At 71.9% G+C, this 16,378-nt stretch carries 18 protein-coding genes and 1 pseudogene; 13 read left to right on the forward strand and 6 right to left on the reverse strand.

The annotated features are described in order from the left end of the window. Positions 1–144: 144 nt before the first annotated feature. The 3 genes from OG587_RS28110 to OG587_RS28120 all read left to right on the forward strand — a co-directional run bounded on the left by OG587_RS28110 (position 145) and on the right by OG587_RS28120 (position 2,843). The gene (locus OG587_RS28110) at positions 145–855 is read left to right on the forward strand and encodes a TetR/AcrR family transcriptional regulator (RefSeq protein ID WP_329080395.1); all 711 of its coding nucleotides are present in this window, start codon (positions 145–147) and stop codon (positions 853–855) included. Between the two features lie 80 nt (positions 856–935). After that, positions 936–2,357 carry a hypothetical protein gene (locus tag OG587_RS28115; RefSeq protein ID WP_329080397.1) on the forward strand — a complete coding sequence of 474 codons (1,422 nt, stop codon included), beginning with the start codon at positions 936–938 and terminating at the stop codon, positions 2,355–2,357. Positions 2,358–2,444: 87 nt separating this feature from the next. After that, entirely contained in the window at positions 2,445–2,843 is a 399-nt protein-coding gene (locus tag OG587_RS28120; RefSeq protein ID WP_329080399.1) for a hypothetical protein, read from the forward strand. 156 nt (positions 2,844–2,999) lie between these two features. On the opposite strand, the gene OG587_RS28125 is transcribed toward OG587_RS28120, so the two are convergent. Then, on the reverse strand, positions 3,000–3,953 hold the full coding sequence (locus OG587_RS28125; protein ID WP_329094042.1) for an NAD(P)-dependent alcohol dehydrogenase: 954 nt from the start codon (positions 3,951–3,953) through the stop codon (positions 3,000–3,002). Between the two features lie 305 nt (positions 3,954–4,258). Here OG587_RS28125 and OG587_RS28130 point away from each other — a divergent pair, with 305 nt between their 5' ends. Next, positions 4,259–4,954: a TetR/AcrR family transcriptional regulator gene (locus OG587_RS28130; protein WP_329080401.1), complete on the forward strand. Its 696-nt coding sequence runs from the start codon at positions 4,259–4,261 to the stop codon at positions 4,952–4,954. Between the two features lie 239 nt (positions 4,955–5,193). On the opposite strand, the gene OG587_RS28135 is transcribed toward OG587_RS28130, so the two are convergent. Next, positions 5,194–5,904 carry an MFS transporter gene (locus OG587_RS28135; protein ID WP_329080403.1) on the reverse strand — a complete coding sequence of 237 codons (711 nt, stop codon included), beginning with the start codon at positions 5,902–5,904 and terminating at the stop codon, positions 5,194–5,196. Positions 5,905–6,065: 161 nt separating this feature from the next. On the opposite strand from OG587_RS28135, the gene OG587_RS28140 reads away from it, so the two are divergent. The 7 genes from OG587_RS28140 to OG587_RS28170 all read left to right on the forward strand — a co-directional run bounded on the left by OG587_RS28140 (position 6,066) and on the right by OG587_RS28170 (position 11,344). Continuing rightward, complete coding sequence (locus tag OG587_RS28140) at positions 6,066–6,464, forward strand: hypothetical protein (RefSeq protein WP_329080406.1); 399 nt, start codon at positions 6,066–6,068, stop codon at positions 6,462–6,464. A gap of 267 nt (positions 6,465–6,731) precedes the next feature. Then, positions 6,732–7,130 carry a PPOX class F420-dependent oxidoreductase gene (locus OG587_RS28145; RefSeq protein ID WP_329080407.1) on the forward strand — a complete coding sequence of 133 codons (399 nt, stop codon included), beginning with the start codon at positions 6,732–6,734 and terminating at the stop codon, positions 7,128–7,130. A gap of 3 nt (positions 7,131–7,133) precedes the next feature. Further along, positions 7,134–7,682: a peptide deformylase gene (def, locus tag OG587_RS28150; RefSeq protein ID WP_329080409.1), complete on the forward strand. Its 549-nt coding sequence runs from the start codon at positions 7,134–7,136 to the stop codon at positions 7,680–7,682. A 307-nt stretch (positions 7,683–7,989) separates the two neighbouring features. Continuing rightward, positions 7,990–8,379: a pyridoxamine 5'-phosphate oxidase family protein gene (locus tag OG587_RS28155; protein WP_443075248.1), complete on the forward strand. Its 390-nt coding sequence runs from the start codon at positions 7,990–7,992 to the stop codon at positions 8,377–8,379. Beyond that, the gene (gene cbiE, locus OG587_RS28160) at positions 8,372–9,799 is read left to right on the forward strand and encodes a precorrin-6y C5,15-methyltransferase (decarboxylating) subunit CbiE (RefSeq protein WP_329080413.1); all 1,428 of its coding nucleotides are present in this window, start codon (positions 8,372–8,374) and stop codon (positions 9,797–9,799) included. Before OG587_RS28155 ends, cbiE begins: the two co-directional genes overlap by 8 nt. Next, positions 9,796–10,539: a precorrin-4 C(11)-methyltransferase gene (gene cobM, locus OG587_RS28165; RefSeq protein WP_329080414.1), complete on the forward strand. Its 744-nt coding sequence runs from the start codon at positions 9,796–9,798 to the stop codon at positions 10,537–10,539. Before cbiE ends, cobM begins: the two co-directional genes overlap by 4 nt. A gap of 43 nt (positions 10,540–10,582) precedes the next feature. Beyond that, the gene (locus tag OG587_RS28170) at positions 10,583–11,344 is read left to right on the forward strand and encodes a cobalt-precorrin-6A reductase (RefSeq protein WP_329094044.1); all 762 of its coding nucleotides are present in this window, start codon (positions 10,583–10,585) and stop codon (positions 11,342–11,344) included. A gap of 83 nt (positions 11,345–11,427) precedes the next feature. Here OG587_RS28170 and OG587_RS28175 read toward each other — a convergent pair whose 3' ends face one another. The 4 genes and pseudogenes from OG587_RS28175 to tnpA all read right to left on the reverse strand — a co-directional run bounded on the left by OG587_RS28175 (position 11,428) and on the right by tnpA (position 14,598). Beyond that, positions 11,428–12,879 carry an ABC transporter ATP-binding protein gene (locus tag OG587_RS28175; protein WP_329080415.1) on the reverse strand — a complete coding sequence of 484 codons (1,452 nt, stop codon included), beginning with the start codon at positions 12,877–12,879 and terminating at the stop codon, positions 11,428–11,430. Between the two features lie 49 nt (positions 12,880–12,928). Beyond that, positions 12,929–13,471: pseudogene (locus OG587_RS28180) on the reverse strand (ATP-binding cassette domain-containing protein); the annotation flags it as partial. Further along, entirely contained in the window at positions 13,398–14,036 is a 639-nt protein-coding gene (locus OG587_RS28185) for an alpha/beta hydrolase fold domain-containing protein (RefSeq protein ID WP_329080417.1), read from the reverse strand. The gene OG587_RS28185 and the pseudogene OG587_RS28180, both read right to left, overlap by 74 nt. 142 nt (positions 14,037–14,178) lie before the next feature. Next, positions 14,179–14,598 carry an IS200/IS605 family transposase gene (gene tnpA, locus OG587_RS28190; protein ID WP_329080420.1) on the reverse strand — a complete coding sequence of 140 codons (420 nt, stop codon included), beginning with the start codon at positions 14,596–14,598 and terminating at the stop codon, positions 14,179–14,181. 24 nt (positions 14,599–14,622) lie between these two features. Between tnpA and OG587_RS28195 the strand changes: the two genes are divergently transcribed. Together OG587_RS28195 and OG587_RS28200 are read left to right on the forward strand one after the other, a co-directional pair. After that, on the forward strand, positions 14,623–15,936 hold the full coding sequence (locus OG587_RS28195; protein WP_329080422.1) for an RNA-guided endonuclease InsQ/TnpB family protein: 1,314 nt from the start codon (positions 14,623–14,625) through the stop codon (positions 15,934–15,936). A gap of 64 nt (positions 15,937–16,000) precedes the next feature. Beyond that, positions 16,001–16,273 carry a hypothetical protein gene (locus OG587_RS28200; protein WP_329080423.1) on the forward strand — a complete coding sequence of 91 codons (273 nt, stop codon included), beginning with the start codon at positions 16,001–16,003 and terminating at the stop codon, positions 16,271–16,273. Positions 16,274–16,378 lie beyond the last annotated feature (105 nt).

The raw sequence follows: 16,378 nt of genomic DNA on the forward strand, positions 1-16,378 counted from the left end.
TGGAGTCTCCTCGAAGGTGGCGGTCCTCGGCGCTGAGCTAGAGAAACCGCAGTTAGAACATTGGTCATACACTATGAACATTGATCGGGCCGCTTCTCAAGCCATTAGGATCCCCGGAGTGGGAGAAGCGGGGATCGGAGAGTCGTGAGCGCTACGCCGGGCAGGAGAACGCGGCGCCGGAGCGGTGAGGAGACGCCGGGGGTGTGGCTGCGCCCCCCGCGCGAGGGCCGGGCCGAGCCGGTCGTCACCCTCGGGCGGATCGTGGGGGCGGCCGTGGAGCTGCTGGACGAGGAGGGGGCCGACCGGCTGACGATGCGCCGGCTCGCCGAGCGGCTGGAGACCGCCGCCACCACGCTCTACCTGCATGTCGAGACCAAGGACGACGTGCTGGACCTCGCGCTCGACGCCGTGTTCGGCGAGGTGCCCGTCCCGCCGGGGCCGCGGGGCGCGTGGCGCGACGACGTCACCGCTCTGATCGCCGAGTGGCGGGCCACCATGCTGCGCCACCCGTGGTCGGTGACGGTGCTGGACCGGCCCCTGCTGGGCCCCAACGTCCTGGCCCGTACCGAATACCTGCACGCCGCGCTGGCGGGGGCGGGTTTCACCGGGCCGGACCTGACCGCCGCCGCCTACGCCCTGGCCAACTACGTCATCGGCTCCGCGACGATGGAGGTCGCCGGGGCCGCGTACGGCGAGGCCGGATGGAGGCGGGCCGCCGAGCTGCGGGTGCGGTCCCGCGTCGAGCTTTATCCGACTCTCGCCGCGCACGGGGCCCCGATCGGCAACGCCTGGGATCCGGTGTTCACCACCGGGCTGGGCTACCTGCTGGACGGCATCGAGTCGCGGACCCGGTGAGGCGGGTCCGTCTCCGTCTTGGAGAGTTGTTAATCTACAACGTAAAGGCGCTCGTCCGGGTTGAAGATCATTGACGGCGGGTGAACGCCGAGGCCGGTGACCCCGCGTCGACTCCCGTCCACCTGGTGACCGGCCCGGAGCGCGCGGTCGATACGCTCGCCGCCGGGAAAGGAGGCGGGATGCTCTTCGCCGTCGCGGCCGTGTTCGGGCTCACCTGGTGGCTCGGGTGTTACGTGATCGCCCGGGGTCCTCGGGAGCGCGGGCCGAGGCGGGCCGGCCTGGGGCTGCTGGCCTACGGCGTCGCGCTGGCGATCGCCCAGGTGCTCACCGCCGTGCCGGATCCCGCGGCGGAGGTGCTGGGCGCGGTCGAGACCACGCTGGTCTATCTGCCGGCGCTGCTCTGGACGGGCGCCGTGCTCACCCTCGTTCCCGGCGGCGAGCGGCTGGACCGGGCCTGGTCCAGGGGGCTCGTCCCGCTCACGCTCGTGGCGTTCGCGTGGCTGCTGCTGTCCGGCCTGGACGCGGAGGTGAGCCTCGCGGCGCGGGTGGTGACCGGGGTGTTGCTGCTGGGGCCGCTGGCCGGCGTGCTGGTGCTGCTCGTGCGGGCCAGGCCGCCGCGGGCCGGGTGGCTGGCGGCGGTCGCCACGCTGTTCTTCGGGCAGGGGGCCGCACTGCTCATGTTCCCGCTGTTCGGCCCGCCCGGCCTGCTCTCGATCATCGCCATCGACGTGGACATGGTCCTGCTGGGCGTGGCCATCGCGATGTCCAGCGCGTTCCAGGCGGGCGAGGCGCTCTGGCGCGACATGCTGAGGTCCCTGCTGGGGGCGACGGTCGTGGCCGTCGCGTCCGGCGGCCAGGTCGCCCTGGCCGTCACGCTCGGCGAGCCCACGCCCGCCCTCTCGGCGCTGCTGTTCGGCGTGATCGCGGTGGCCGTCGCCGCGCAGGCGCTGGCCGGTCCGGTGCACCGGGCGCTGGACCGGATCGCCTTTCCCGGTGATCCGGGAATCCGCCGCGAGCGGGCCGAGCTGCGTGAGACGTCCGAGGCGCTGCCGCGCCGCGAACAGGGTCCGCCGCCGCCGGACGAGGCCGAGTTCGTCCGGCTGACGCGGCGCGCCCTGGCCAACTACGGCGATCTGGGCAAGCTCGCCAGCAGCCCGCTCGCGAACCTGCCGGTGATCGACGCGCGGGTCACCGGTGACATCCCCCTGGAGCGGGCGGCCGAGCTGAAGCACCTGCTGCTGGAGAGCATCCAGCGGCTCAAGCCCCGCGACGGCGAGTTCGGCACCAGCGAGGAGTGGCGGTTCTACAACGTGCTGTACTTCCCGTACGTCCGAGGGTTGCGTCCCTACCGGCGCGGGGCCGACCGCGGTCGGCTCGGCACCGCCGAGCGGCAGGCGTTCGACTGGTTCGTCCGCGAAGTTCCCGAACGTACGCTCTACAACTGGCAGAACGCGGCGGCCAAACTCGTCGCCGATGATCTTCGCAGGGAGAACCGGCAGTGAATGGCAGTGCCATGTCTGCAGATGGCAGCGGGTGAGGCGGTGTGCTGAGCGGGTCGGAACCCGACACCCTCAGCGAAGGAGACATCGATGACCACGACCACCCTCACCGCCCGCCGTACCCCTCTGCTGACCCGCGCGCTGCGGACGGACGCCGTCCTCACCGGAGGGTTCGCGCTCCTCCTGGCCGTCGCGGCGACCCCGCTCGCCGACCTGTTCGCCCTCCCCGAGCCGTTGATCCGCTGGGCCGGGATCGGGCTGCTGCCGGTCACCGCGTTCGTCGCCTACCTGGCCACCCGCCCGGTCCCGCCCCGGGGAGGCGTCTGGGCGCTGATCGTCCTCAACGTGCTGTGGACCGCGGACAGCGTCTTCCTGCTGTTCACCGGCTGGGTGGACCCCAACCCGCTGGGCGTCGCCTTCGTCGTCGCCCAGGCTCTGCTGGTCGGTGTCTTCGCCGAACTCCAGTACGTCGGGTTGCGCCGCGCCTGACCCCGGCTGTCCAGGGTCCCGCCGCACCGGCACGGGCGGCGGGACCTTCGACGGCGCGGCCGGGGCCGGAGAGCGGGGGTGACCGGCCAGGTCCCGCCGCGAGCGCGTGACCGCCCGCGCGGAGAGCCACCTCTCCAGGTCGTGCACCAGTGACGATCACACGATTCGGATGACGTGCTTGCCGCGTACGCCGCCGACCTCCATCGCCCGGTGGGCCTCGGCGATGCCGGCGAGGGGATGAACCGTGTCGACGACCGGCCGCAGTGCCCCGCTCTCCACCAGCCGGGTCAGATCGGCGAGGAGCCGGTGGTCGGGGTTGCCGCTGAAGAACCGTACGCGTCGCGAACCGAACACGGTGGACGCGAGGATGTACGACAGTGACGAGAGCATGTGCCCGAAGTCGAAGGTGATCGAGACCATGCGCCCTCCCGGTGCCAGGAGCCGGCGGTAGGCGCCCAGCCGGGTGCCGGCCGAGGCGTCGAGGACGACATCGAAGGGGCCCAGATCGGCCGGGCCGGTGGTCGCGTAGTCGAAGACCTCGTCGGCGCCGAGGTCTCGGACGAAGTCGAGGTTCCTCGCCCCGGCGAGCGCGGTGACGTGCGCGCCGTATGCCCGCCCCAGCTGGACGGCGACGCTGCCGACCCCGCCGCTCGCGCCCCGGACGAGCAGCCGCTCGCCCGCCCTGAGGCGGGCCTTGTCGCGCAGGGCGGTGATCGAGGTCGTGCCTCCGGCGAGCAGGGCCACGGCCTGGACCAGGTCGAGCCCCGCCGGGGCGAGGGCCAGCTGCCGGGGGCGGACGGCCACGAACTCGGCGGCGCTTCCGAAGGACCCCCGGGGCAGCATCCCCCACACCCGGTCGCCCACCGAGAGGCCGGACATGGGGGAGCCCAGGGCGGCGACCTCGCCGGCGAAGTCGACCCCCGTGCCCTTCGGGAAGCTCCGCCCCGTCACCAGCCGCACCTTCCCGGTCCGGCCCAGAAACTCACCCCCGTTGACGCTGGACGCGTGCACGCGCACCAGCACCTGACCCGGCCCCGCGACCGGCTTCGGCAACGTGCCCTCGTACAGCACCTCCGGTGGCCCGTACCTGTCATACCGGGCCGCGCGCATCTCACTCACTGTTCTCGTCATCCAATCTGCCCGGCCGTGCGCCGGGCTCCCGCGTGGTCGTGATGCCGCTCAGGCCCCCGGCGGCGCGTCGCGAAGGCACGCGGGCAGGCGTCACCGCGCCCCGGCACCTCGCTGATCGGACGAGGTGCGGGCCGTGCCCACCGTTGTTCTCCCGCGGTCGCGACGGCCGCCACCGGCCCGGAACGAACTTCGTGTGCCCGGTAAAGGTGGGCGGTGATTTCCACGTACGGCCAGGTTAATCGGCTAAACGGAGAGGATGCTCCATTTGAGATAATGTGAGAAACATGCCGACTCATTCCTCTCGGATACCGCGTCCCGCCGATACGTCAGGGCTGCGCGTGGACGCGCTGCACAATCGCGACCGCATCCTCGCCGCCGCCCGCGAAGCGTTCGCCAGGCTCGGGCTCGGTGTGCCGATGGCAGCCATCGCCCGCCGTGCCGGTGTCGGGGTGGCCACGCTCTACCGGCGCTTTCCCACGCGGGAGTCGCTGATCACGGAAGTGTTCGCCGACCAGCTGGCAACGTGCGTGTCGGTCGTCGACGACGCCCTCGCGGACCCCGACCCGTGGCGCGGATTCCGTACGGTCATCGAGAAGCTGTGCGCCATGCAGGCCGTCGACCGGGGATTCACCGCGGCGTTCCTGACGGCTTTCCCCAACACGGCCGACTACGAACGGGAACGCGCCCGCGCCGAGCACGGCTTCGCCGAGCTGACCCGGCGGGCCAAGGACGCCGGACGCCTGCGCGCCGACTTCGAGCAGGCGGACCTGATGCTGCTGCTCATGGCCAACAGCGGCATCGTCGCCGAATCCACCGAGGACGCGCTCGTGGCGTCCCGCAGGCTCGTCGCCTACCTGCTCCAGTCCTTCCAGGCCGATCACGCCGCCGGCCCGCTGCCCCCGGCGCCCCCGCTCGCTCTGCGTCACATGTACTCCCCCTCGGCGGCGCGCTCCACCGGTCAAGGTCCGCGTGGTGCATGAGACGGTGCTGGGCGATCGGTGCGAAGGACCTGCCAGTGGGCGGGATCGCGGCCGGTCGGCCTCGGCGCAGCCGACCCGGACATAGACGAGGGCGCCGCCCTGGCGCGAACGTCGGCGATCACCTTTTCCACGCGTTCCAGCAGGGCTTCACTGTCGCTTCCGGGTAGCAGCGCGAGGATCGCGGGCTGATGGTCCATGACGAGCAGGGCGGTGTGTGCGGGGTCGCGCGGGGCCGGTGCTCATGCGGGTGTTCGCCTTTCCGGTGGCGCCTGGTCGGCGTTCCTGAGTTGGGGTGTGCGGTCGTGCCGAGGCAGGAGAAGCGGGGTCGCCAGGAGCAGGAGACCGGCGATCGCGATCGCGGTGCGGGGACCGGTGAGGCCGGCCAGCAGGCCCCACACGCCGGTCATGGCCGCGATGGTGGCCTTACTCGTGATCGACCAGGCAGACAGCGTGCGGGCGACCCGGTCCGACGGGAGCCGTTCGAGCCGGTAGGTGGCGAATACCGGGTTGAACACGCCCATGCAGGTGATCAGTCCGAGTTCGACGGCGATGACGAGGACGAGTCCGGTGGGGCCGGGGCTGATGAGGGCCAATCCGAGTGGCCAGCACGCGCGCAGCGTCCCGGCGGTGAGCATGACCTTGTGCTGTCCGAACCGTGCGAGGAGCGGGCGGGCCAGTCGCGAGCCGATGAGGCCGCCACAACCAGGAGTTGAGCGAAGCTCAGCCGGCCGAGCACGTGGGCGGCGGGAACGCTCATCAGCGCCGCGAACCGGATCAGGTCCATCGCGATCATCACCGGCCGTTTGTGCCGGAACTCCACCCACGGCCCGAGCGGCACCGCGACCACCGCCCCGACCGCGAGTCCCGCGGCGGCCAGAACCGACACCTCGGTGGGCCCCGCGTCCAGCGCGAGAATCGCGATCAGGGCGAACGCGTCGAACGCGATCCATGTGCCGAACGCGCTGACCGTGTACGCGGCCCAGAACCACCTGAACCGCCGCCCCAGCGACCTTCCCAACGCGCACCCCACCATCTCTGGAAAACAACCGTTCGTTACGAGCCGCTCCAGCTCCTCACCGGGCCCGCCCACGCGCTGGCCGACTCCCGGTCGGTGACCGTCGCTCAGCTCGCCGGGCACCGGATCTGGATGCCCGGTATCGTCCCCGGTACCGAGCGGGCCGCCTACTACGACGATCTCGTCGCCGAGTTCGGCCTCGTCATCAAGGCGACGGGCCCCAACTTCGGCTCCGACGCGCTCCTCGACACCATCGCCGACACCCCGGCCCTGGCCACCTTCATGGGCGAGCAGACCCGCCTGGTCTGGCCCGCCGACCACGGCCTGCGCCGCATCCCGGTGACCGACCCGACGCCCGTCTACCCGCACTCGCTCCTGTGGCACCGCGACAACCCCCACCCGGGGCTGTCCACCCTCCGCGCCCGCCTCGCCGCCACGGCGGCCAGCCACGACGCCGCCGGGACCTGGGCGCCGGGCTGGGTGATCCCGCGCTGAAACGCCTCCGCGTCTGCGATCATCATGTCTGATGTGAGGGCGTCGCAGGACTGGTGTGTCGTCGGGCCGAGAATGCCGCTGACCTCGCCGGGGTGCTCCGTGCCGGCGCCGGTCGGCGGTATCCGTTGGATTTTCGGCGATTGCCACCGGAACCCCGGGAGGGGCCGCCGGAGTGGACTCCGCCCCCACCGCGGGGGCGGTGGAATCGATCACGCGCGCGTGATGTTCGATTGCCTCGTAGGCATTGTTCGCAACGTGGAGGTTCCGGTGGGAAAACTCGATGAACACGCCAAGGAACTGCTCAGGCGGCCCCTCCACGCCTGGGTGACCACCGTCAGGCCGGACGGGTCGCTGCACAGCACCGTCGTGTGGGTCGACATCGACGGAGACGACGTCGTCTTCAACACGGCCGTCGGCCGGGCCAAGGAGCGCCACCTGCGCCGGGACCCGCGCGTGTCGGTGAGCGTCCTCGACCCCGAGGACGCCTTCCGCCTGGTCAGCGTCTCGGGTACGGCCCGGCTGGAGCTGGAGGGCGCGGACGAGGTCGTCGACCACCTGGCGAAGAAGTATCTCGGGGTGGAGTCCTATCCCTTCCGGGTCCCGGACGAGCGGCGCGTCACCGTGAGGGTCACGCCCGACGACGTCATCTTCAACGCGGGAGGCTGAGGGGTGGAGGCGAGTGGTGAGGGCAGGCCCACGCCCATCCGTTACGTGGGCGACCCTGTGCTGCACCGGCCCTGCGAGCCGGTCACCCGTTTCGACGAGAACCTGGCCACGCTGGTGCACGACATGTTCGCCAGCATGTACGCGGCCGACGGCGTGGGGCTCGCGGCCAACCAGATCGGGGTTCCCCTGCGCGTGTTCGTCTACGACTGCCCGGACGACACCGAGGAATACCGCAAGGGCGTCGTGGTCAACCCGGTCCTGGTGCTGCCCGAGGCCGCCGCGCGCACCCTGGCGGACTACGACGAGGGCTGCCTGTCGGTGCCCGGACAGCGGGCGTCGCTCGCCAGGCCCGACCGGGCGGTCGTGCACGGTGTCGACGTCACCGGGGTACCTCTGACGGTCGAGGGCACCGGCCTGCTGGCCCGGTGTCTGCAGCACGAGACGGACCACCTCGACGGCCGCCTCTACATCGACCGGCTCCCTGCGGAACGGCGCGAGGAGGTCCTGCGGGCGTACGAGGAGGAGCGCGACCGGCCCGCCACGGAGGACTGACCCGCACCGGCCGGCGCCGGTCGACGCTGGGGGCCGACGGTCGCGGGGCGTCGGCGGGCCGGCAGCCGTGGGTCGACGGCGGGTTGACGGCCGCGAGACATCGGCGGGTTGACGGTCGCGGGCCAGCGGCGGGCTGACGGCCCAGGATCGACGGCGTCGCTCCGATCGGGGCGACGCCGGTCGGCCTCGGCCTCGGTCCGGTCGGCCGGGGGACCGTGCCGGCCTGACCGGTGACCGGGTCCGGCGGTGGACGCGGTCCGGGGCTACCATGTCGCCCGGTAGAACGGCATCGGGGAAGGATCGGTTGTTGAAGGATCTCGGAGAGGAACTCCGCGCGTTCTGGCGGGAGCGTCACCTGTGCACGATGACCACCGTGCGCGCCGACGGCACGCCGCACGTCATCCCGGTGGGAGTGACGCTGGACGCGGACTCGGGGATCGCCAGGGTGATCACTTCGGGCGGCTCGCACAAGGTCCGCCACGTGCTCGCGGCGGGGGACGAGGGGGCGGCTGTCGCGGTCTGCCAGGTGGACGGGGGCCGCTGGTCGACCCTGGAGGGGCGCGCGGTGATCCGTACCGACCCCGAGTCGGTCGCCGACGCCGAGCGCCGCTACGCCGAGCGCTATCGGGTGCCCCGGGAGAACCTCGCCCGCGTCGTGGTCGAGATCCGCATCACCCGGGTGCTGGGCAATGTCTGACCCTGCCATCACGACAGCCGGCCCCGTCGTCGTCGTCGGGATCGGGGACGACGGCTGGGCCGGTCTCTCCGAGGCGGCGCGGCGCGAGCTGCGCGCCGCCGAGGTCCTGATGGGCGGCGCCCGGCAGCTGGGACTCATCCCCGAAGCCGGTCCCGAAGTCACGGAAGCCGGTACCGAACCCGGTGGCGAGCACAATGCCAGGCCCGACGCCGAGTACGGTGCCGGGCCCAGCGCCGATCACGATGCCGAGTCCGGCGCCAAGCCCGGAACCGAGTTCGGCGCTGAACACGGTGCCACGTTCGGAACCGGGTACGGCGCAAGGCCCGGGGCTGAGCGTGTTGTCTGGCCCTCACCGCTGCTTCCGGCCCTGCCCGCGCTGATCGCCTCCCACCGGGGGCGCAGGGTGTGCGTGCTGGCCAGTGGCGACCCCATGTTCCACGGCATCGGCACGACCCTGGTGCGGCTGCTCGGCGCCGACCGGGTGCGGGTCCTGCCGCACCCGTCGTCGGTCTCCCTGGCCTGCGCCAGGCTCGGGTGGGCGGCCGACCGGGTCGAGGTGGTCAGCCTCGTGGCGCGTCCCGCCGAGGTGCTGCACCCGGTCGTCCACGACGGCCGCCGCGTCCTGGTCCTCAGCGCCGACGGGCGCACCCCGGCCCGGGTCGCCGGGCTGCTCGCCGCCCGAGGCTACGGCGCGAGCCCGATGACGGTCCTGGAACGGCTGGGCGGCGCCGGGGAGCGCGTGCTCTCCGGTACGGCCGCCACCTGGTCCCCGCCCGTGACCCACGATCTCAACGTCGTCGCCGTGGAGTGCCGCGCCGACGCCGGGACCGTTCCGCTGCCCCGCCTTCCCGGCCTGCCCGACGAGGCGTTCGAGCACGACGGCCAGCTCACCAAGAGCGAGGTGCGCGCGGTCACCCTGTCCCGGCTGGCGCCCGTCCCCGGGCAGCTGCTGTGGGACGTCGGCGCGGGCGCGGGCAGCATCGGCATCGAGTGGATGCGCGCGCACCCGGACAACCGGGCGATCGCGGTGGAGTCCCATCGGGAAAGGGTGGCCGCGGTCGCCCGTAACGCCGCGGCGCTGGGCGTTCCCGGCCTCGACGTGGTGACCGGTGCCGCACCCGCCGCGCTCGCCGGCCTGGAGCGGCCCGACGCGATCTTCATCGGTGGCGGGGTGACCGTTCCCGGGATGGTGGAGGCGTGCTGGGAGGCGCTACGGCCGGGCGGCAGGCTGGTGGCCAACGCGGTGACCGTCGAGTCGGAGGCGGTCCTCGCCCTCTGGCACGGCAGGCTCGGCGGTGGCATGGTCCGGCTCGCGGTCAGCAGGGCCGCCCCGGTCGGCGGGTTCACCGGCTGGCGGCCCATGATGCCCGTCACGATCTGGACCGCGGTCAAGCCGTCCGTCCCGGAGGAGAAGCGATGACGGTACGTTTCGTCGGTGCCGGGCCGGGCGCCGCGGATCTCATCACCGTGCGGGGCCAGCGGGCGATCGCGTCCGCGCCGGTGTGCCTGTACGCCGGGTCGCTGGTCCCGGCAGAACTGCTGGAGTCGTGCCCGCCGGGCGCGCGGCTCGTCGACACCGCGAGGATGGCCCTGGAGGAGATCGTCGCGGAGATGGTCGCCGCCCACGGGGCCGGGCACGACGTGGCCAGGCTGCACTCCGGCGACCCGTCGGTGTTCAGCGCGATGGCCGAGCAGATGCGCAGGCTGGACGCCGAGGGAGTGCCGTACGAGGTGATCCCGGGCGTGCCCGCCTTCGCCGCCGCCGCGGCGTCGCTGCGGCGCGAGCTCACCGTGCCGGGGGTGGGGCAGACGATCGTGCTGACCCGGACCTCGGTGCGCGCCACCCCCATGCCCGAGGGCGAGGACCTCGGCACGCTCGGCCGCAGCCGGGCCACGATGGTCCTGCACCTGGCGGTGCAGCGTATCGAGGCCGTCGCGGCGGAGCTCGTCCCCAACTACGGCGCCGACTGCCCGGTGGCCGTGGTGGCCAGGGCCAGCCGTGACGACGAGGTGATCCTGCGCGGCACCCTGGCCGACATCGCCGGGCAGGTTCGCGAGGCGGGGATCCTCCGTACCGCGGTGATCGTCGTCGGCCGCGTGCTGACCGCCTCGGAGTTTCCCGACAGCCACCTGTACTCGGCCGCCCGCTGCCGTGACTGACTCCGCGTCCCGAGGTGACGGTGTGCCGAACACGCCGAACACGCTGAACGTCCTGATACTGGGCGGCACCGACGAGGCCAGGCGGCTGGCCGCCGCGCTCGCCGACCGCGCGCGGACGCACGTGGTGTCCTCCCTGGCCGGCCGGGTACGCGACCCGAAGCTGCCGGTGGGGGAGGTGCGCGAGGGCGGCTTCGGCGGCCCCGGCGGCCTCGCGGCGTGGCTGGCGGAGCACGACGTCCACGTCGTCGTGGACGCCACGCACCCGTTCGCGGCCCGGATGACCGCCTCGGCGGTCGAGGCGGCGGACCGGGCCGGCCTGCCGCTGCTGATCCTGCGGCGGCCCGGCTGGCGGGAGGCTCCCGGCGACGACTGGCGCTGGGTGCCCTCTCTGGAGGCCGCCGCCGAGCTGCTGCCCTCGCTGGGGGAGCGGGTGTTCCTCACCACGGGACGCCGCAGCCTGCCGGTCTTCGCCGGCCTCGACGGCCAGTGGTTCCTGGCCCGCTCGGTGGACACGCCGGGACCGCTCGTCCCGCGACGCCTGGAGGTGCTGCTCAGCCGGGGGCCGTTCACGGTGGACGGGGAGCTGGCGCTGATGCGCGAGCACCGGGTGGAGGTGCTGGTCACCAAGGACAGCGGCGGTGAGATGACCACCGCGAAGCTGCTGGCCGCCCGCGAGCTGGGGCTGCCGGTCGTGATCGTGCGCCGCCCGCCCCCGCCCGATGGGGTGACCTCGGTGGGGACCGTCGAGGCCGCGCTCGCCTGGTTGGAGACCGTGACCGACCCCGGCGGGCGGGGACCGGTTTGAGCGGCCGGGTCCGGCGCGTCGGCGAACCGTGAGGGCCGGTCGGCGCGACGGTCCCGCGACAGGGGATCGAACGACACGCCGGCTCACTCACCCGCCATCGGTGTCATGGAAACCTCCCAGAAATCGGCGTAGCGGCCACCGCGGCGCAGCAGGTCGTCGTGGCCGCCCTCCTCCACGATCCGGCCGCCGTCCAGGAAGACGACGCGATCGGCGCGTTGGACGGTCCGCATCCGGTGCGCCACCATCACCACCGTCCGGCCCGCCATCAGGCGCTCGATGCCTTCGTGCACGGCCGTCTCGTTCACCGGGTCCAGCGCGGAGGTCACCTCGTCCAGCAGCACGACGGGCGCGTCCTTCAGCAGCGCCCGCGCGATCGAGACACGCTGGCGCTCGCCACCCGACAGCAGCGCGCCGCCCTCGCCGACGTTCGTCGCCCATCCGCCGGGCAGTCGCCCGATCACCTCGTCCAGTCGCGCCGCGGTCGCCGCCGCCCGCACCTCGGCCTCGTCGGCGTCGGGACGGCCGAGACGCACGTTGTCCTCGATCGTGCCGTCGAAGAGGTAGACGTCCTGGAAGACGATGGCGATCTGCTCCATCAACACCTCGGTACGGATCGCGCGCACGTCCACGCCTCCCACGCGCACCACGCCCTCGTCCACGTCGTAGAACCGCGCGAGCAGCTGCAACAGTGTGCTCTTACCCGCCCCCGACGGTCCGACGACGGCGAGCCGCTGTCCCGCCGGCACGGACAACGACAGGTCGTCGATCATCGTGCGGTCGCCGTGCCGGAAGGCGACGGACTCGAACTCCAGGTCATGGCGTACCGGCCGGATCGGTTCGCGGGCCTGCGGCAGCGGCTCGGTGCGCAACACCGTGTCGAGTCTCGCCAGCTCGAAGCGCGCGCCGCGCAGTTTGCCGCCGATATCCGACAGCGACAGCAGCGGATCGGCGCAGCGGGCGGCGAGTACCAGGATCGCCAGAACCTCCGCCGCACCGATGCTCCCGGTGAGTGCGAGGTAGGCGCCCAGGGTCAACAGCGCGGTGAACATCGCCTGCACCGTGAGCGTCAGGCCCAGTACGCCGGGCAGCGCCGACAGCGTGGAACGGCGGGCCGCGCGCTGAAGTCCGGACAATGCGTCGTCGAGCGACCGGAGGTGTTCGGCGGTCCGGCCGCCGGCGCGCAGCACCGGCTGGGCCTGGAGATACTCGATGACTCTCCCGGTGGCCTCGTCGCCGCGTTCGGCCCGCTCGGCGTCGCCGGCGGCCATCGAGCGTCCCGTCCAGGCCTGGATCGCCGCCACGACCGGTAGGGCGGCCAACGCGGCCAACCCCATCCGCCAGTCGAAGGCGAGCATCACGACGACGATCGTCAGCGGAGTCACCCAGGCGGAGATGAACGGTGCCAGCAGATGCGCCGCCACGCCCATCGCCTGCAGGACGCCCTCGCCGGCCAGGACCGACACCTCCCCGACGCGGCGAGCGGTGAACCAGCCGAGGGGCAGTCGGGCCAGATGATCGCCGAAACGGTGATACACACCACGCAACAGCCTGTTCGGTCTGCGGGTCGGCGAAGGAGGTCGCCTCGTCGAGCACCAGGACGGGTGTGGCGGCGAGCAGCGCGCGTGCGAGCGAGATCCGCTGTGCCTCTCCACCCGACAGTTCGACGTCCTCACCGATCACCGACTCGTATCCGCCCGGCAGCTTGAGAATCCGATCGTGAACGTTCGCCAGCCGGGCGGCGCGCACCACGTCGTCGAGGTCGGCACGCGGTACCGCCAGCGCGATATTGTCCGCGACCGACGCGCGCAGCAGGCGAACGTCCTGGAAGACGAAGGAGACCATCCGGTAGAGCTCCCGGCTGCCGAGCTCGCGGAGATCGACACCGCCCAGGACGACCGAACCGTGGGTCGGGTCGAAGAACCGGGGCAGCAGCTGGACCAGCGTGGACTTTCCGCCTCCCGAAGGTCCCACGATCGCGGTGACCGTCCCCGGTTCGAGCACCAGGTCGATCCCGCGCAGCACCTCGTGATCGGCTTCGTAACCGAATCGGACGTCACGCAGTTCCACCCGGTGCCCCCGCGGCGCGACCGGGTGCGCGGGCTCCGGTGTCGACGGCACCGCGAGCACGTCCCGGATCCGGCCGACCGCGCGCCGGGCGGCCTGCAGGTCGTCGAAGCCGTGGCCGAGAGCCGCCACCGGGGCGGTCAGTCCCAGCCCCAGCAGCAGGAAGGGGAGCAGATCCGCCGGGACCATGGAGCCGGTCGTGATCAGAGCCGTACCGCCGGTCAGCACGACCAGCAGCACGAACGGCGGCGACAGCGACAGCGTCATCGCGGCGGCGATCCCGGAGATGCCGAGCACCCAGCGGGAGAAGATGTCGGTGAAATCGTCCGCGGCCGTGAGGAATCCACGGTGGGCGCGCTCGCCCCCGCCGAACGCCTTGACGACCGAGATCCCCTGCACGAACTCGACGGCCGCGTTCGAAACTGGAAACGGATCCGCGGCCCCGCTGGTCACGCGCCCGCAACGCCACCGCGGTCGCGATCCCCGCGCCGGCGCTGTGACCTTCGACCGCGATCAGCTCCGAGTCGACGCCGTGCTCGGCCGCGTGCTCGGCCGCCCAGGTCAGTACGGCGTAGGCGTCGTCCAGGGCGGCCGGGAACGGATGCTCGGGGGCCAAGCGGTAGCCCACCGAGATCGCGGTTGGATTCGGAGGCCGAGGGTGCGCTCCGCGTCGTGATTTTCTATCGGGATGCGGGCCGGTGCTCCCCCGTTTACGGGGGAGGTGAAGGCTCGCGCGGGAGTGCCCTCTAGGGCGCGAGCGTGCTTGGATCTTAGCGGGTGGGCCGGTCTTGGCCCTGAATGTACTTCCTGACGGTGGCCAGGTTCGCGCCGCCGGTCGAGCCCGCGTAGTAGGAGCGGGACCAAAAGTGGCCGCCCCACAGGTACTCGCGGACGTGGGAGTCGTATTCCTTGCGCAGGTAACGGGCGGAGACGCCCTTAAGCGAGTTGACCAGGGTCGAGAGCGCGACCTTGGGGGGAAAGCCGACGAGCAGGTGGACATGGTCGTCTTCGCCGTTGAACTCAAGGAGTTCGCATTCGAAGCCGGCGCAGACATCCCTCATGATCTCTTCGCATCGGGTCAGCATCGGCGCGGTGAAGACATTCCTGCGGTACTTCGTCACGAACACCAAGTGTGCGGACAGTTCGTGAACACAGTGCCTGCCTTTACGAACATCCCGATCATCTTCCATGACACCAAACGATATGATCGGCTGGTGGAAACGGTGAAACGGACTCGTGCGCAGGTGGCGTGCCTGGATCTGGGCAAGCGGCAGTCGGCCGTCTTGGACGGTCAGGCGCACACCGCTCGCGCACTGTGGAACCTGCTCCACGAGTTCTGCACGTTCCGTCCCGATCGCCTGGCCTCACTCAAGGAGTGCGACGCGGCGATCCGCGTTGCCCGTCATGAGATCGACTGGATGGGACAGCTTCCCGCGCAGGCCGCGCAAGCGGTCTTGAAGACCTACCGGCAGGCGTGGGCGAACTTCTTCAACCCCAACCACCCCGCCAAGCGCCCGACGTTCAAGGGCCGATTCCGATCCCAGGCCGCCATCGACGTCCCCCAGGCCCGCGACCTGCAAATCACGCGGATCAACCGGCGCTGGGGCGCGGTCAACCTGCCCAAGGTCGGCCGGGTACGGTTCCGATGGACCAAGGACCTGCCCGGCGTGACCAAGGGCGGCCCCGCCGGACGGATCACCGGGGCCCGCCTCGTCAAGAAAGCCCACGGGTGGAACATCGTGTTCCGCACCGAGACCGTCGTCGCCGCCCCTGCCCCGCACCGAGGGCCGAAGGCCGGCATGGACCGGGGCATCGTCATCCCCTTGGCATTGTCCACCGGAGAACACCTCGGCCACGGTTCGTGGCTCACCACTGGGCAGGCGGAGCGGTTGCTGCGGTTGGAACGCAAATCCGCCCGCCAGAGGAAGACCACCACGAAGGGGCAGCCGCTCTCCATGCGGCTGACCCGCACCTACGACCAGATCGCGAAGCTCCGCGCGACAGCCAAACGCCGAGCCCTCGACTGGCAGCACCAGAGCACCACCGCCCTCGCGGACACCTACTCCGCGATCGTGGTCGAAGACCTGAAAATCGGCAACATGACGGCGTCCGCGTCCGGGACCGTGGAGGAACCGGGCGTCAAGGTCGCCCAGAAGCGCGGCCTGAACCGCGCTATCGCGGGCGAGGCATGGGGCCGGACGGTCGAGTTGCTGACCTACAAGGCCGCCGACCGGGGCGGGCTCGTGGCGAAGGTCCGGCCCCACGGCACCTCGCGGGAATGTCACCGCTGTCACACGACCACGACGGGCTCACGTGAGTCCCGGTCCCGGTTCGTGTGCAAGAACCCGGCGTGCGGATGGATCGGCAACGCCGACACCAACGCCGCCAGAAACCAGCTTCATCGGTACAACTCTGCCGCCGGATGGGCGGTCACAGGACGTGGAGACTCCGGGGTATCGGGGTCGGCGAAGCGTCAAGCATCCCGTTCCACAGTCTCCGGCGCACCCGCGCCGCGAGCTGCCGCGTAAGCGGCACGGGAATCCTCCACACTCATATGGAGGAGCACGTCAAGACACGCTGATGCGCCGACGGGTGGATCTTCCGACGCTCGCGCGGGCCTCGGCGGGCCTGGCCGAGTGCGTGGCCGGGGTCCGGCTGCACGGCACGGGGCGGGTGATCCGCATGTCGCCCGGCGGCGGGGAGACGTCCGCCCCGGCGCCACCCGCGTCCACCACGATGCCGATCACACTCGACGGGGAGGAGATCGGCACGGTGTGGTTGGAACGCCCCGGCCCGCCGGGCCCGCTCGACGAACTGCTGCTGGACCGGCTCGCCCTCACCACCTGGCGGCTCCTCGACGACTGAGCGAGGAACCGCCTCGTCCCCCCGGGCGCCGTTGACGGTGGCACGCCTGGTCCCGGGTTCTCCGGTGATCCGCCGCACGGTCCGCCCAACCCCCGCGCGCCCTCC

Source organism: Streptosporangium sp. NBC_01469, assembly GCF_036227305.1.
GTDB lineage: Bacteria > Actinomycetota > Actinomycetes > Streptosporangiales > Streptosporangiaceae > Streptosporangium.